This window comes from Streptomyces sp. FIT100 (genome assembly GCF_024584805.1).
Taxonomy (GTDB): domain Bacteria; phylum Actinomycetota; class Actinomycetes; order Streptomycetales; family Streptomycetaceae; genus Streptomyces.
In genome coordinates, this window is record NZ_CP075715.1 from 3,704,097 (window position 1) to 3,717,513 (window position 13,417).

Consider the following 13,417-nt stretch of genomic DNA (forward strand, 5'->3'; position numbering starts at 1 on the left):
CGACCAATGGCCAGCGCCCGTGAAGCCCGTCAACGGCTCCGTGCCCTCCTCACCCGTACCCGGCGCCGCACCCCCGCCACCACCGGTTCCCCCGCCGGCGCCCTCGCCCCTACCCCCCATCCCTATGCCCGCGCGATCGGACTGGTCGCCGTCGTCCTGCTGGGCGCCTGGCTGGGGCTGCTGATCGTCGGGTCCGTCCGTACGCCCGTCGGGCCCATGGACACGAGCATGACCCTCCGCCCGTCCCTCTCCGGCGGCACGAAGATCAACGTCTCCCCGCTCGGCGCCCTCGAACTGGACTCCCACACCGCGCCCATCCGCCTCGACGTCGACGTCGACCGGCTCGACCCCATCCGCTCCCAGGCCCTGGTCGAGCATCCGGAGCGGCTCGCCGGCCTCCAGGACGAGATCACCCAGGACGTCACGGCCGGCACCCGCGACCTCGCCGTGCGTTCCTGCGTCGCCGTCGTCGCCGGCGCCACCGCGCTCGGCCTCGCGGTCTACCGCAGCCCGCGCCGCGCCCTCACGGCGGGCGGCCTCGCACTCGCCCTCCTGGCGGCGTCCGGCACCAGCGCGTACGCGACCTGGAACCCGAAGTCGGTCCTGGAGCCGAAGTTCTCCGGCCTCCTGTCCTCGGCGCCTTCCGTCGTGGGCAGCGCCCGCTCGATCGTCACCGAATTCGACGTCTACCAGAAGGAGTTGGCCCGTCTCGTCACCAACGTGACCAAGCTGTACGACGCGACCTCCACGCTCCCCGTCTACCAGCCGGACCCGGGGACGATGCGCGTCCTGCACGTCTCCGACATCCACCTCAACCCGGCCGCGTGGCACATCATCGGCTCACTGGTGGAGCAGTACGAGATCGACGTCATCATCGACTCCGGCGACACCATGGACCACGGCACCGCCGCCGAGAACACCTTCCTCGACCCGATCCCCGACCTCGGCGCGCCCTACGTCTGGGTCCGCGGCAACCACGACTCGCCCGCCACCCAGCGCTATCTCCAGGACCTCGACAACGTCCACGTCCTCGACGAGGGCCGCGCGGTCACCGTGGCGGGCCTGCGCGTGGCGGGCACCGGCGACCCCCAGTTCACCCCCGACCGCTCGGTCGCCGCCCAGGGCGACCCCGCCGAGCGCATGGCCGGGATCCGCCTCGCCTCCGCCCTGCGCGACCAGCGCCGCGCGGGCACCCCCGTCGACATCGCCGTCGCCCACAACCCGGTCGCCGCCCGCGAGACCGACGGCACCGTCCCCCTCGCCCTGGCGGGCCACGTACACCACCGCGAGACCGAGCTCCTGCCGCTCGGCACCCGCCTGAAGATCGAGGGCTCCACGGGCGGCGGGGGACTGCGCGCGGTCCAGAACGACGAGCCGGAGAAGGTCCGCGCCTCCGTCCTCTACCTGGACCGCACCACGCGCACGCTCCAGGCGTGGGACGAGATCACCCTGGGCGGCCTGGGCCTCACAACCGCCGAGGTCAGCCGCCATCTGGCCACCGAACCAGCCGCCGGCTCACCGCCCCCGGCCCCCCGCTCCTCACCCGCCCCGTAAACCGTTTTGGCGATAGCTCCCCGCATCCCATATGCTTCTCACGTCCCCGACGCGCTGCTAAGCGCCCAGGTGGGCCCTTAGCCCTCATCGTCTAGTGGCCCAGGACGCCGCCCTTTCAAGGCGGTAGCACGGGTTCGAATCCCGTTGGGGGCACGCATCACCGTGTGCGAGACTGGCTCTCGCACAATGCATCACCTCTGGTCCTGTGGAGCAGTTTGGAGTGCTCGCCACCCTGTCAAGGTGGAGGCCGCGGGTTCAAATCCCGTCAGGACCGCTGCGATCTCCCGTAGATCGCGTGGCTGGGTAGCTCAGTTGGTACGAGCGTCCGCCTGAAAAGCGGAAGGTCGCCGGTTCGACCCCGGCCCCAGCCACCGCAACCCTGAACAGGGCATACGCCCCCTCTGAAGATCATTCGGAGGGGGCGTTTTCGTGCCGGTTACGCCAACCCGTACGCCAACGGTTCTCAGGACAGGGTGTCCCCGAGCTTCCTGAGCGCCTTGCGCTGCTCGTCCAACGAGGCGTGGGCGTAGACCTTCATCGTCACGCCGATGTCGCTGTGCCCCACGATCTGCCGGACGATGTGCGGCGGCACTCCCAGGTCCAGCAGGAGTGAGACTGCCGAGTGCCGGAGATCGTGGAACCGGATCTCCAGCCCGAGCCGCTTCCGGAGCGGGTACCAGCTCCTCCGGAGGTTGTCCGGTTCCAGCGGGGTGCCGATCCGAGAGGTGAAGATCAGCCCGTTCTCCTTCCACTCGATGCCTGCCACCGCCCGCTCCTGCGCCTGCCGCTCACGGTGCTCGGTGAGCACCTTCACGACAACCGGCGGGAGCGGGACCGTGCGGACCGAGGCCGCGGTCTTGGGCTGGACCAGCCGGAGCTCCCCGTCGACGCGCTGGAGGGCCCGGTCCACGGTCAGCGTCTCGCGGTCGAGGTCGACCGCGTCCCAGCGGAGTCCCAGAACCTCACCCCGGCGCATCCCCAGGACCAGGGCGAGCACGTAGAGCGCGTGCAGCCGGTCCCCTGCGGACTCCCGGAGCAGGAGACGGGCGGAGGCCACGCTGAGCCCTTTTCCCGTGTCGTACGACGGCGTGGGCACCTGCACGAGCTGGGCGACGTTCCGCACGATCAGTTCCTCTCGGACGGCGTTCTGGAGGGCGTTCCGGAGCACGGCGTGGATGGACTGCACCATGCGGCGGGAGAGAAGCGAGCGGCAGCACTCCTTCGGCTTCGCGGCGCAGCACTCAGGCTCCCGGCGGTCCTTGTCCCACCCGTGCTTGCAGCACTGGCACTCCCCCGACACCGCCGCGAGCCAGGTGCGAACCTCCGCGGCCCGAAGCGTCCGGATCTTCTTGCGCCCGAGTCCGGGCACGAGGTGGACGCGCGCCACGCTCTCGTAGCCCTGGTACGTCTTCGGCCGGCGGTTGACCCGGACAACCGTGGCCAGCCAGTAGGTGAGGTAGTCCTCCAGCCTCATGTTCGTGTCGGGCACCGGAATGCCCTGGTTCTCCTGCGACTGAAGGTTGGTGATCTTCTCCCGCACGTCGTCGCGGGTCTTGCCATAGACCGAGACCCGCTTACGGATGCCGCTGGTCGTCGTCACGTACACGCGGCCGTGGTACGTGCCGTCCTTACGGATCGTGATGCTGCCTTCGCCGTTGGCGCGCTTGGCCATCAGGCGGCCTCCTCCAGTCGGTTCTTCATGTACGTGGCGAGCGCGTCCGCCGGGATCCGGCGGGAGCGCCCTTCGGTGAAGCTCGGGAGCCGCTTGGTCCGGATCAGGTCGTAGACCTTGAAGCGGCTCATTCGGAGTGCGCTCATGACCTCAGGCACGGTCAGGGCCTGGTGACTTGTGGGCAGGGCGGAGCTCATGCGGTGACTCCTAGGGGCGGTCCGTCGGGGGGCCTCTCTGAGGGCCGCTACTTCCGCTACCGCCGCTACCTCGCAGGTCAGGGGCCTGTTGGAGGTAGCGGGAAGGGGTAGCGGTAGCGGATAGGTAGCGGCGGGGTAGCGGCAACCGAGGCCGGTTGCCGCTACCTCATCAGCGCTGGTCAGGCCACGTTTTCCGTGCCGGGTAGCGGAGGTAGCGGACTTTCCGGGGGTGGGGGGCAGTAGCGGGCCCACGCGTCCCAGAGATCGGCGGCGTAGTAGCCCTTCAGGACGCTCCCGGCGGCCTTGATGTTGCGGGAGGCGATGGGCTCGTTGTCGGCCGTCATGTACTCCGCGAGCATCTTCGACAGGCGCCGGTTGTCGAGCGGCTTGCCGTTGAGGTCGGCCCACGGTGCGTCGTCGAGGGCGTTGAGCCGGTCCAGGATGGCGACGGTGGGCAGGCGGTCGATACCGACCATGACGTGATCACGCAGGTCGGTCAGCAGCCGAACGCCCAGACTGCCCTTGTCGTTCACCTTGGATGCGGTCACCAGCGTCACGCATGCCCCACGTGCCCGCTCGGGCCAGTGGCCGCCGACCGCGTCGGCGATGGCGATCAGGGGTTCCCACACGTCCGCCGGCCGGTCGGTCACCCCGTCCGGCATGTCCGGCCACGCACCCATGACGAACCCCCGCGCTTGCTCTGCCCACGTGGCGAGTCGATCTCGGAGTTTGTGCCCCTCCGCTTCGTGGATGCGGGCTCGGAAAGGCTCCACCTTCTCGTTCCTGGCCCGGCGGCGCATGCGGATGATGACGGAGCGGCTCAGGATCGTGTCCGGCAGCGAACCGAGACCGGCGACCGCCACCGCGCAGTACGACGGGAACGCCTGCACTGTTTGCTGCCCACCGTCTCCGATGCACCGGTAGGTGACCCCGGTGCGACGGTGTCCGGCGTTGAGGAACCCCCGCAGTTCCTCGTTGTCCCCCGCCTTGGGACCGAAGACAGTGTCGATCTCATCGAACAGAATCGTTGGCTTGCCATCGCCCCCGGAGACGGACCGGAACAGAGCGGCGGCGGACGCATTGACCGCGGTCATGGGCTGCGGCACGAGGGTTTCCACGATCTCCAGCGCCCGGGTCTTGCCCGACCCCGGTTCCGGGGAGAGGAAGGCGATGCGGGGAGTGGAGTCGAAGCAGTCGAGCAGGTGGGCGTGCGCGTCCCACAGGGCCACGGCGACGTAGGCGGCTTCGGTGGGAAAGACGTTGAAGCGACGGTGGAAGGCTTCCACCTCGTCGAGCAGCGCGGCGCCGTCGATGGGGCTGGTCATGCGGCGGCCCTTCCTTCCTGGGAGCGGCGCAGGGGGCATACGTCTCGGTGGGCGGCGTGGTCCTCGATCAGGGCGAGCACCCGGGGCTTGCCGATGGCGCTGCGGTCGCGTCCGCACATGCAGCGCGAGGTGGCGGTGGGGACGGCGCCGCGCGGGGCGACGATGTGCAGCCACGCGACGGGGCGGCGTCCGTCGTCGCCGTGCGGATCAGAACTACAAGCAGTTCGGACGCCCTTGCGGGCGGCGCCTTTCGGCTCGCCCGCAGCCGTCTGGTCCACAGGCTGTGGAGCGGCTGACTGGCCGGACGTGGTGGACGTGATGCTCTTCAGGCGGGGGCGGGAGGGGGTGTTCATGCCGTCTCCGACCTGCGGCTGTTGTGGGTGATGGACCAGTTCAGGGCGCTGCGGAGAGTGGAGCGGCACTCGGAGACGGTGAGTCCGGCCGTCTCGCCCGCCTCCTGAAGAGCGTCCTCGACCGTGTGTCGGGGAAGGTCGCCCCACGCGACGAACCGCCCCAAGGCGCGCGCCGCCCGGAACAAAGCTGCTTCCCGCGCTCCGAGTTGCGACATGGCGACGTTCCGCGCCTCGTTGGCGAGTGCTACATCCGCATATCGACGAGATTGCTCCGCAACAGCCCTTGAGGGAGCCTGAGACGCCTTGAGGGCCGGTTGCAGGATGGTGTGGAGCCACGGGGGCAGAGCGGCGGGCACAGGGGCACACAGGGCCTCGTAGTGTCCGGCGGGGAGGGTGCTGCCCGCGGCGACGACGTAGCCGCCTCGCGCTCGGGTGTCGACCGAATCGGCCACCGTGCCCGCCGTGTTGCCCAGACGGACGCCGGGCGGGACGGTGAAGTAGAGATGCGTTCCACCGCTTGCAGTCCGCACCCGGTAGGTCTCGGGGACGGCTTGCCCGGCGCGCTCGCAGAGCGCTCCAAAGGTCGCCGCGCCGTTAGGCGCGTCCGAACTGCCCTTGTGCTCTGGCGTGTCCAGGTCGACGACGACCAGACCTGAGGGACCCGTGGCGATGCCGACGTTGAATGGAGCCCGCGACCACGCGGCGTGGATGCGGTCGGGGGCGGTAGTGGCGCGCTGTTCCCACTTCTGATGCCCGTCGGCGCACTCGCCGGTTCCGGCGCAGGTGCCCTTGCCGTGCAGGGCGGGGCGCTTGGTGCCGGGGCGGAGGGGGAAGACGTGCCAGCCGTGTTGGGCGGCGTCCAGCGCCGCACGCAGCAGCGCGGGACGGGGGTCATGGGTCATGCTGGATGTCTCCAGTTCCTTGATGGGTGACTGGCTGGCAAGGGCGACCGCGCATCTTTGGCGAGAGCGGGCGGTCGCCCTTGGCGTAGCTAGCTGTGGAAGTGGTTGCGCTTGATGACGGCCTTGCGGATGTTGACCGTGGTGGCGCCCTGGTGGCCGCTCGCGCTGAAGATCTGCACGGCGATCCAGCCGCCGAAGATGACGGCGGCGAGGATGATGAGCTGCTGCACGAGCGCGGCGAGCGCGGCGATGAACGAGGTGAGCAGGAGCAGTCCGCCGCACACTGCAAGGAAGCCGATGCCCCCGAGGGCGACGTTCACGGCCGCCCGCGAGACGGGCGGCTTGGCCGTGACCGGTTCCGGGCGGGCGGGTTCGATGGCGTAGCCGGTGACGACGCGGCCGTCGGGGAGGACGATGCTCGCCACGGCCGGGACCGTGCCCGGCTGCACCGGTACGACCGGTGCCGGGACGGCGACGGCGGGGGTGATCGGGGTGGGGTGGTGGACTTCCACGGCCCGCTCTGTGGCCGTGTGGCTGGGCTTGTCGGGGTGCATGTGGAATCCCTTCCGGAGGTGAGCCAGGGAGGCAACGGCACCCCCTTGAGGGGGCGTTGTGGAGGGGGTTTCTGGGGTGCTGACCTGCGGGCCTCCCTGACTCCCTGGACGATCATTTGTGCTGGTCAGGGCCAGGGAAGCGGGTCAGGGAGGGAGTGAGGGAGTTCTCCCTGTCTCCCTGACCCGTCGGCGGTGCGCTCCCTGCCGTCAGCCGGTGGAAGCGGAACCCTCGTTGTTGCGGTTGGTGAGGGCGCGGGCGACGCGTTCGCGGGCGACGACCATGACGCCGTCGGACTTGTACGGTTCGGCGCCGGCGCCGTCGAGGACGCGCTTGAGGTCGATGAACGACCAGCTGCCGTAGGCGTCGGCGTTGCGTGTGGCGAGCCGCGCGAGGACGTCTTTGGTCCGCACGCGGGGTGCGTCGCCGATGACGGCGGCGATGTCGGCGAGCGGATCGTGCTCTGTACCGCGGTCGATGGCGTGCAGGGTGGTGACGCCGTCGCGCAGGGCTTTGGCGCGGTCGGTGATGGCTTCGGCGGCGTCGTCGTCGATGTAGTGCGTGCGCACGGTGATGGACGACTGTCCGGCGGGGATGGTGATGCCGTCGGAGGCGACGACGAGGGTTCCCCGGTCCAGGCCGGGTCGCAGCAGGTTGGGTGCGGCGCCGCCGTCGACGGCCTTGTCCCCGAGGGCCATGCGGGCCTGGGATTCGGTGCCCAGGGCGAGGGAGGCGCGTGTGTGGGCGCCTTCACGCACGAGCTTGGGGAGGTTCTCGTTGGTCGGGTCCTGGGTGCCCTGCCACATGAGCACGTTCACGGCCCGGCCCTGGTTGTGGATCTTGCGGACGGCCATGAAGTACCGGGAGTTGGCCCTGGCCCCGCCGTACGGGCGCTTGTCGTCGTCCTTGGCCGGGCACATGAACGCCACCTGCGCTTCGTCGACCAGGACGATCAGTGGCGGGAACACGGTGCCGGGCGGGGCCTGGATACGGCGGTTCATCTCGTCCACCGCGCCTTCGACCATCTCAACTACCTGGATCACGTGCTCATCGGTCGGGCCCTGGATCAGGGTCGTGGCGAGGCCGTCGAACATGGCCCAGTCACCCACACCCTTGAGGTCACCCATGAGGAACTGCACCGACTTGTCCAGCGAGAGCCACAGGGCCAGGGAGCGCAGGGCCACGGTCTTGCCCTGGTTCGACAGGCCCGTGATGAGCAGGTGGCGCTGGTACAGGCTGAGCGCGGCGGCGTCGCCGCGCAGGTCCTGCCCCCACGGTGCCTTGCCCGTCTTGTAGTTCGCGGTCATCGAGTTGTCGGTGGTCAGCGGGGACGGGCCGATCGGCTCATCCAGCGCACCACTGTCGGCAATCCACAGCCGAACGGTGCGAGCCGCTTGCGGGATGGTGATGAACACCTCGTGCTCATGCCGGGTGAGGTTCTCCGCGAGCTTGCGGCGCTTGCTCTGCACCTCGTTGGTGGAGACGCCGGAGGGGAGGGTGACGTCGACTTCGACGCCGCATCCGGCGATCCGGATCGGACCCAGCATCGAGGCGCCGGCATCGCCCATCTCCTTGATGGCCCGCGCCAGAGCCGGGACGCCCAGATCGCGCAGGGCCTTGACCACAATCGACGGAGTGATCGGCTCACCCTCACTCGACCGGATATTGGCCGGCAGGGCCCAGTTCGGTGCGGCCTGCTGCTTGCAGCCCACCGACCACAGGGCGAGCAGCGCGAGGAACGGCCCGACGCTGATCAGCGGCCCCCACACCACCTGGACGATGGTGATCATCAGGGCGATGAACTCGATGACCGCCGACAGCGGAGTGACGACATCGGTGATGTCCTTGTTGGCGATGGCCATGACGACCCCGAGGGCGACCAGACCGCCTATGCCCATGCCGGTGCCGACCAGGGCGCCCTTGGCCGCGTCTACAGGCGAGTGCAGCAGATCCATACGGCGCCGATGGCGGGCTTCGCGGAAGCGCTGAAGGCGTTCCTCCCACTCCTGCGCCACCTCATAGTTCCCGGCGGCCTCAGCGGCACGGAGCATGCGTTCGTAGCGGGCGCCGGTGCGGCCGTCCCAGGTACGACGGGCCACGATCCGACCCCCGTTGAACGTGTACAGGCCGTGCCGCGCAACCGCCCGCGCAGACGCCTTCGTGTGCTCATGCGTGACCGCCGTCATCACGGCACGCCCCGAGCGCACCCACAGCGGAACGGGCGTGGCGGGCGCCGGATCGGGGACCACGGTCAGCGTCGTCACGGCGGACGGCTCGGCGGGCGGATCGGTGTGCTTGTGCAGGTGAACGACGGTGTCACCCATGACAGGCAAACTCCTGACTACCCCTATAGGGGCGGCAAATTGAGAAGGGGGGAGGATGGGCGCCCCGCCCGGTCGAGGGCGGGCGGGGCGCGTGGTTCAGGCGCCGTGACGGGCGCGGTTCTCCGCGTGGCTGAGCTGGCATGCCTCGGTGCGCGGTGCGTCCTCGTACCAGCAGAACGGGCGGATGGTGCCGGCCGCCGTGAACACGCGGATCGCGGCGCCCGCCGGGGCGTCGGGAAGGGCGTAGACACGCCCGCCCTCCAGGGAGGCGAGCAGGCGGGCGGCGTGGTGCTCGCAGCCGTCCGCGCCCGCGTTCGTGCGGTCCAGCACGGTCACCACCACCGGGCCGCCGCACGGCGTCGGGTCCTCCGGATGGGCGGCAGGGCAACGACGGTCCATGCTCACCACCACCGAGACGGCTTCTTGGGCACGATGTACGGGTGGCCGTTGATCATGTGGTCCACGCACTGCGGACAGTCCTCCCGGGGCCCGAGATGACGGTGTGCGCGCCGATCGTGGGCGTGCTGCCAGCACTGCGGGCACTCACCCGGAGGCGTCTGCATGCCGGGCATTCACCACCACCCCGACGACTTCTTGACAGCCTTCGCGGCGGCGGCCTCGTTCACGACCCGCTGACGCTCGCTGTGCAGAGAGGCGATCTCCGCGACCAGCCGCGTCTCCGCGCTCTGCCACGCGGCCTCAATACGCTGCTCGACCTGTCCGGTGCTGCGGCCCCGCACGATGCGGTAGGAGCCGCCGACCGCGGCGGCCAGGACAGCGCGTCGCTCGTGACTGTCGAGGGGCCATATCTCGCGGTTGCGGACGGCTTCAAGCTTGCGGGCCGCCAGCCGGATCTCCCGATCCAGACGGCGCGTGTCGGGCTTGCCCATGATCACGTACTCCTCGGGGATCCGCAGGGATTGGGGGAGGCGCAGAGCAGGCACATGCCGAGCGAGGTCGGCAGGCAGTAGCCGTAGACCACGCGGCACTTGGGGCAGGTGCGGCGGGCGAGCATCGCCAGGGCGAGCGCTCCCCACTTGCGCGAGGTCATCGGACGCACCGGCTTCGCACGGTCGATCCGGTACAGGTAGGCGACGCTCACGCCGTTCTTGCGGCGACACGAGAGGCGCATGAGCTGAGCCGCTATCGGCTGACCCCCCGGGCGCAGACCGCGGGCCCGTAACTGCCGGCGCGTGGCCAGCCCGTCCGGGGCGTAGCGCCACGGGTAGGTCGGGATGCCATGGAGCGTGCCGCTCGGGTCGTAGCACTTGCCGAAGGCGGGGGACATCACGCCACCGCCCCAACTGTCGCCCTCTCGGCAAGCAGGGTGTCCCGCAGCATCCGTGCGTTCACGGGCGAGGTACGGACCGTGCGACGGATGCCCTCAGCGGTCAGCTTGTCGTCGGGCCAGTCGGCCGTGGCCTTCCGCGCCTCGTCCAGCAGCTCATCCGGGGTCCGCTTCGGGCGCGGCGTGCGCGCTGCCTCGGGCACGCGGCCCGTGGTCCGGCGCGGTCGGGTCGACTCGGCAGCCACTGCACCCAGCTCGATTGGCTGCACTGGGCTCGACTGGATCGCCGGAAGTGACTTGGCCGGGAGAGTCGACTTCAGGAACCCGACGGCTACCGCCCGGGGCAGCGGTTTCACGTTCGGCGTGATCGCCTCTGGGGTCGATCCCACGAGGTCAGCCCTAGACTGATTCCTCACGGTCTCGGTAGATTCCTCCGCATTCGCGGTCGGGGCCGAGATCGGGGCGGGGCGGTGGTGCAGCACCTTCGCCACGAGGTCGGACCCGAAGTAGATCGACCCGACCGGCAGCGACGTGGCGAGCAGGACGAGTAGCCAGTTGACCGGGTCCCAGTCGGCCAGCCGTGTCCAGTCGACCGACTCGCCGTGAAGCTCCGGGACGAGGCCGTGCACGAAGTTCAGCACCAGCGAAGCGGCGGTGTACGCGGCCAGGACCCGCAGCGCGAACCGCTTGTCGGCCCGATCGGTCAGGACGAGCGTGGCGACCAGGGCAAGGGCCATCAGCCCGTCGACCACGAAGGGGTACAGGGTGGCTCCGGTCGCGTCCGCACCGACCGCCGTGGCCACGTCCCGCAGCGCGTTCCACGAGACGCGAAATGCCATGCCGACCACGACGACCAGCGCGAGGACGAGCAGCGTCTTTCCGGCGCGGTTCATCGGCGCCACCGCCGCTCCGGCTCGTCACGGAAGGTCGCGTAGTCGCCGGGCGGGTAGACGTATTTGCTCAGCGCCCCCTCGGCAGCGACCGCCGCCGCCCCCAGCAGGGAGACGCCAGCGGCGGTGACAGCGCTGTGATCCGCCGCAGTGTCGGCGATGACCGCGGCGGCCTGCGAGGCGCGGCGCGCCGCGTTCGGAGAACCGTTGGGGTCGGTCATGTGGTTGATGGCGAACTCGGTGATCCGGTCACGGATGCCCATCACGCCACCTCCCCCGAGCTGAGGCGGTTGGCGAGCTCGCGGCGGGCAGCGAGCACCCGGCGGCGGGCGCGGCGGATCCGCCGCTGGTCCAGCTCGCTCGGGATGCGGTCCAGGGTGATGATCTGCGCGTCGAGCAGGTCGACGCCGGCCAGGATGACCGGCATCTCCCGCTCGATCGCGTCCAGCTCCGCGGCCGTCGGCTCGCGGTCGATGCTGTCGACGGCCGCGGTAACGGCCGCCTGACGTGCAGCGATGTACTCCATGGGTCGTTGTCTCCCTAGCAGGTAAGAACGGCCCGAACAGCACCCCCGGAGTAGCCGCTCCGGGGGTGCACGCCGTTGAAGTCGGGTTTCCGGCTCCCCTCAGCGCCGCTCGTACGAGACGAGCAGCGGAGGCAACCGGCCGCAGCGAGGCTGCGCAGGTGGGGTCGCGCTGTACCGCGCACGGGACAGAACCCGCACGCGCCCGCCCTCTTGTTCGCAGAGGTGGGACGGGCTCCCTCAGCACGCTGTTGAGTTCTCAAGCCACAAGCGCTCACGTCGTACTCACCCCGCGGGGCTTTCCTTCGGGCACACCCTTAGGGTTCCCTAGGGTTCCCTGCGGTGTCAAGCGGTAAGCTAGGGAACCTCCACTACTGCGACGAGGGAGCTGGCGACATGGCCGCTCAGGCCGACAACCGAGCGCCGTACGCGCGCATTGCCGCCCACTATGCGGAGCTGATCGGTTCCGGTCAGCTCCAGCCTGGGACGCTTCTGCCGAGCATTAAGAACCTCTCGGAGCAGTGGAGCGTGAGCACCGCGACCGCCGAGAAGGCGCTGCGCAAACTCCGCAACGAGGGGCTAGTCAGGGGGATTCACGGGATCGGAACAGAGGTTCTGGATCAGCCAGGCCCGATGTCTTCGGGATCTCAGCGCCAGGACCGGGGCCACCGCACCGGGTCGAGCTGGGGGTCAGGGGAAAGGTCTGACTCTCACCAAGCCGCCGTTGTATCTGCGCCTCTGGCGGTGGCCCAAGCGCTGGACATCGAGCCTGGCTCCGACGTCATCCGCCGGCGCCGTGTTTACAGAGACCGGCACGGCATCGTTGCGCACAGTACGTCATGGATTCCTGCTCGGTACGGAAAGCTGATTCCCCAGTTGGCCAGGAGCGAGCGCTTGACTGGAGGTACCTCGCTCCAGCTCATCGCTGCGGCGACGGGCCGACCGATCAGCCACCGGATCGATACCGCCTCGGCACGCCTCCTCACGGCAGAAGACGCCCAGCTACTGGAGCTTGACCCCGACGATCCGCCGACCGAACCGGTGGTCGTGATGACCGCGAAGTTCCTCGACATCGACAGCAGCGTTGTGGAGTACGGCGTCGACCTGGGAGGGCCAGGCCGTACCTGGCGAACGGAATCGGAGATCCCGCAGTGACGGTGCCTGACGACACCCTTGTGAGCGTGCTCGAAGACCGCTTGGGCGCACTCCTTAAGGCCCGCTGCACGGGCCGACTCACCCCAGACGCCGAAGCCGAGATGGCTACCATCTCCCGGACCCTGACCGGAAGGCTGCTGCCTCCACGCCCGCCGCGCTGCGTCCTCATGGCCGGTCTTCCCGGCTCTGGTAAGACCACGCTCTCCCGCGCCCTCGTCGCTCGCGGTTACGTACGCCTCTGTCCAGACGAGGAAATGTATCGGCGCCATGGCGTGTACGGGGTGGACTTCCCCCGAGGCACGTTCCCCACGCTTGAGCGTCCAGTCCTTGAGGATGTGGCGCTTGAGCTACGGGAGCGACTCCATGCCGGGCACGATGTCGTGGTCGACCATGGCTTCTGGACTCCGGAGGACCGGAACCGATGGCGAGCCATTGTCACCGACGCCGGCGCAACTCCTGTGCTTGTTCACCTCGAAGCAAGCCACGATGAACTCTGGTCAAGGATCAACAAGCGCAACGAGTCCCACGCGCACGATGCCAACTCAATCTACTTTTCCGAGAGCGACCTTCAGCGGTACCGAACCCGCTTTGTCCCTCCCGGAGCGGACGAACCGCATCTCACATATGACGGCGATCCTTCAACCACGATCGCAGCACTGGAAGCCGCTCACTCCTAAGCCTC

Annotated in this window: 17 protein-coding genes and 3 tRNA genes; 6 read left to right on the top strand and 14 right to left on the bottom strand. The window is 69.4% G+C overall.

Annotated features, from left to right (window positions below; genetic code table 11):
• Nucleotides 1–6 precede the first annotated feature (6 nt).
• The 4 genes from KK483_RS16460 to KK483_RS16475 all read left to right on the top strand — a co-directional run bounded on the left by KK483_RS16460 (nucleotide 7) and on the right by KK483_RS16475 (nucleotide 1,925).
• The gene (locus tag KK483_RS16460) at nucleotides 7–1,554 is read left to right on the top strand and encodes a metallophosphoesterase (protein WP_262005984.1); all 1,548 of its coding nucleotides are present in this window, start codon (nucleotides 7–9) and stop codon (nucleotides 1,552–1,554) included.
• 80 nt (nucleotides 1,555–1,634) lie between these two features.
• Nucleotides 1,635–1,707: transfer RNA gene (locus KK483_RS16465), tRNA-Glu, on the top strand.
• Nucleotides 1,708–1,753: 46 nt separating this feature from the next.
• Nucleotides 1,754–1,828: transfer RNA gene (locus KK483_RS16470), tRNA-Asp, on the top strand.
• Nucleotides 1,829–1,851: 23 nt separating this feature from the next.
• Nucleotides 1,852–1,925 (top strand) — tRNA-Phe (locus KK483_RS16475).
• A 92-nt stretch (nucleotides 1,926–2,017) separates the two neighbouring features.
• On the opposite strand, the gene xerC is transcribed toward KK483_RS16475, so the two are convergent.
• The 14 genes from xerC to KK483_RS16545 all read right to left on the bottom strand — a co-directional run bounded on the left by xerC (nucleotide 2,018) and on the right by KK483_RS16545 (nucleotide 11,583).
• Entirely contained in the window at nucleotides 2,018–3,226 is a 1,209-nt protein-coding gene (xerC, locus tag KK483_RS16480) for a tyrosine recombinase XerC (protein ID WP_262005985.1), read from the bottom strand.
• Nucleotides 3,226–3,423 (bottom strand): helix-turn-helix domain-containing protein, encoded by a 198-nt coding sequence (locus tag KK483_RS16485; protein ID WP_262005986.1) that lies wholly within the window; start codon nucleotides 3,421–3,423, stop codon nucleotides 3,226–3,228. The genes xerC and KK483_RS16485 overlap by 1 nt, the downstream gene beginning before the upstream one ends.
• A gap of 179 nt (nucleotides 3,424–3,602) precedes the next feature.
• A complete protein-coding gene (locus KK483_RS16490) occupies nucleotides 3,603–4,748 on the bottom strand; it encodes a DUF3631 domain-containing protein (RefSeq protein ID WP_262005987.1) in 1,146 nt (381 codons plus the stop codon).
• Nucleotides 4,745–5,101 (bottom strand): hypothetical protein, encoded by a 357-nt coding sequence (locus KK483_RS16495; RefSeq protein WP_262005988.1) that lies wholly within the window; start codon nucleotides 5,099–5,101, stop codon nucleotides 4,745–4,747. Before KK483_RS16495 ends, KK483_RS16490 begins: the two co-directional genes overlap by 4 nt.
• Entirely contained in the window at nucleotides 5,098–6,003 is a 906-nt protein-coding gene (locus tag KK483_RS16500) for a bifunctional DNA primase/polymerase (protein WP_262005989.1), read from the bottom strand. The genes KK483_RS16495 and KK483_RS16500 overlap by 4 nt, the downstream gene beginning before the upstream one ends.
• An 89-nt stretch (nucleotides 6,004–6,092) precedes the next feature.
• Nucleotides 6,093–6,557, bottom strand: coding sequence for a hypothetical protein (locus KK483_RS16505; RefSeq protein WP_262005990.1), 465 nt, complete (start codon nucleotides 6,555–6,557; stop codon nucleotides 6,093–6,095).
• Between the two features lie 207 nt (nucleotides 6,558–6,764).
• Nucleotides 6,765–8,879 carry an FtsK/SpoIIIE domain-containing protein gene (locus tag KK483_RS16510; protein WP_262005991.1) on the bottom strand — a complete coding sequence of 705 codons (2,115 nt, stop codon included), beginning with the start codon at nucleotides 8,877–8,879 and terminating at the stop codon, nucleotides 6,765–6,767.
• Nucleotides 8,880–8,975: 96 nt separating this feature from the next.
• The gene (locus KK483_RS16515) at nucleotides 8,976–9,278 is read right to left on the bottom strand and encodes a hypothetical protein (protein ID WP_262005992.1); all 303 of its coding nucleotides are present in this window, start codon (nucleotides 9,276–9,278) and stop codon (nucleotides 8,976–8,978) included.
• A gap of 2 nt (nucleotides 9,279–9,280) precedes the next feature.
• Nucleotides 9,281–9,442, bottom strand: a complete 162-nt coding sequence (locus tag KK483_RS16520) for a pRL2-8 (protein ID WP_262005993.1) — start codon at nucleotides 9,440–9,442, stop codon at nucleotides 9,281–9,283.
• Between the two features lie 9 nt (nucleotides 9,443–9,451).
• The gene (locus KK483_RS16525) at nucleotides 9,452–9,769 is read right to left on the bottom strand and encodes a hypothetical protein (protein WP_262005994.1); all 318 of its coding nucleotides are present in this window, start codon (nucleotides 9,767–9,769) and stop codon (nucleotides 9,452–9,454) included.
• Between the two features lie 2 nt (nucleotides 9,770–9,771).
• Nucleotides 9,772–10,167, bottom strand: coding sequence for an RRQRL motif-containing zinc-binding protein (locus tag KK483_RS16530; RefSeq protein ID WP_262005995.1), 396 nt, complete (start codon nucleotides 10,165–10,167; stop codon nucleotides 9,772–9,774).
• Nucleotides 10,167–11,060, bottom strand: coding sequence for a DUF2637 domain-containing protein (locus KK483_RS16535; RefSeq protein ID WP_262005996.1), 894 nt, complete (start codon nucleotides 11,058–11,060; stop codon nucleotides 10,167–10,169). Before KK483_RS16535 ends, KK483_RS16530 begins: the two co-directional genes overlap by 1 nt.
• Nucleotides 11,057–11,320 (bottom strand): hypothetical protein, encoded by a 264-nt coding sequence (locus KK483_RS16540; protein ID WP_262005997.1) that lies wholly within the window; start codon nucleotides 11,318–11,320, stop codon nucleotides 11,057–11,059. Before KK483_RS16540 ends, KK483_RS16535 begins: the two co-directional genes overlap by 4 nt.
• Nucleotides 11,320–11,583, bottom strand: coding sequence for a DUF6284 family protein (locus KK483_RS16545; RefSeq protein ID WP_262005998.1), 264 nt, complete (start codon nucleotides 11,581–11,583; stop codon nucleotides 11,320–11,322). The genes KK483_RS16540 and KK483_RS16545 overlap by 1 nt, the downstream gene beginning before the upstream one ends.
• Nucleotides 11,584–11,976: 393 nt before the next feature.
• Here KK483_RS16545 and KK483_RS16550 point away from each other — a divergent pair, with 393 nt between their 5' ends.
• Nucleotides 11,977–12,735: a GntR family transcriptional regulator gene (locus KK483_RS16550; protein ID WP_262005999.1), complete on the top strand. Its 759-nt coding sequence runs from the start codon at nucleotides 11,977–11,979 to the stop codon at nucleotides 12,733–12,735.
• Complete coding sequence (locus KK483_RS16555) at nucleotides 12,732–13,412, top strand: ATP-binding protein (RefSeq protein WP_262006000.1); 681 nt, start codon at nucleotides 12,732–12,734, stop codon at nucleotides 13,410–13,412. Before KK483_RS16550 ends, KK483_RS16555 begins: the two co-directional genes overlap by 4 nt.
• The last annotated feature ends 5 nt before the right edge of the window (nucleotides 13,413–13,417 follow it).

What these genes read in the sequence shown, in the direction of transcription:
- KK483_RS16525 (WP_262005994.1), bottom strand. Translation starts at nt 9,769, where the DNA reads ATGGGCAAGCCCGACACGCGCCGTCTGGATCGGGAGATCCGGCTGGCG.
- KK483_RS16490 (WP_262005987.1), bottom strand. Translation starts at nt 4,748, where the DNA reads ATGACCAGCCCCATCGACGGCGCCGCGCTGCTCGACGAGGTGGAAGCC.
- KK483_RS16460 (WP_262005984.1), top strand. Translation starts at nt 7, where the DNA reads ATGGCCAGCGCCCGTGAAGCCCGTCAACGGCTCCGTGCCCTCCTCACC.
- KK483_RS16545 (WP_262005998.1), bottom strand. Translation starts at nt 11,583, where the DNA reads ATGGAGTACATCGCTGCACGTCAGGCGGCCGTTACCGCGGCCGTCGAC.
- KK483_RS16515 (WP_262005992.1), bottom strand. Translation starts at nt 9,278, where the DNA reads ATGGACCGTCGTTGCCCTGCCGCCCATCCGGAGGACCCGACGCCGTGC.
- KK483_RS16485 (WP_262005986.1), bottom strand. Translation starts at nt 3,423, where the DNA reads ATGAGCTCCGCCCTGCCCACAAGTCACCAGGCCCTGACCGTGCCTGAG.
- KK483_RS16535 (WP_262005996.1), bottom strand. Translation starts at nt 11,060, where the DNA reads ATGAACCGCGCCGGAAAGACGCTGCTCGTCCTCGCGCTGGTCGTCGTG.
- KK483_RS16530 (WP_262005995.1), bottom strand. Translation starts at nt 10,167, where the DNA reads ATGTCCCCCGCCTTCGGCAAGTGCTACGACCCGAGCGGCACGCTCCAT.
- KK483_RS16550 (WP_262005999.1), top strand. Translation starts at nt 11,977, where the DNA reads ATGGCCGCTCAGGCCGACAACCGAGCGCCGTACGCGCGCATTGCCGCC.
- xerC (WP_262005985.1), bottom strand. Translation starts at nt 3,226, where the DNA reads ATGGCCAAGCGCGCCAACGGCGAAGGCAGCATCACGATCCGTAAGGAC.
- KK483_RS16505 (WP_262005990.1), bottom strand. Translation starts at nt 6,557, where the DNA reads ATGCACCCCGACAAGCCCAGCCACACGGCCACAGAGCGGGCCGTGGAA.
- KK483_RS16540 (WP_262005997.1), bottom strand. Translation starts at nt 11,320, where the DNA reads ATGGGCATCCGTGACCGGATCACCGAGTTCGCCATCAACCACATGACC.
- KK483_RS16520 (WP_262005993.1), bottom strand. Translation starts at nt 9,442, where the DNA reads ATGCAGACGCCTCCGGGTGAGTGCCCGCAGTGCTGGCAGCACGCCCAC.
- KK483_RS16500 (WP_262005989.1), bottom strand. Translation starts at nt 6,003, where the DNA reads ATGACCCATGACCCCCGTCCCGCGCTGCTGCGTGCGGCGCTGGACGCC.
- KK483_RS16495 (WP_262005988.1), bottom strand. Translation starts at nt 5,101, where the DNA reads ATGAACACCCCCTCCCGCCCCCGCCTGAAGAGCATCACGTCCACCACG.
- KK483_RS16510 (WP_262005991.1), bottom strand. Translation starts at nt 8,879, where the DNA reads ATGGGTGACACCGTCGTTCACCTGCACAAGCACACCGATCCGCCCGCC.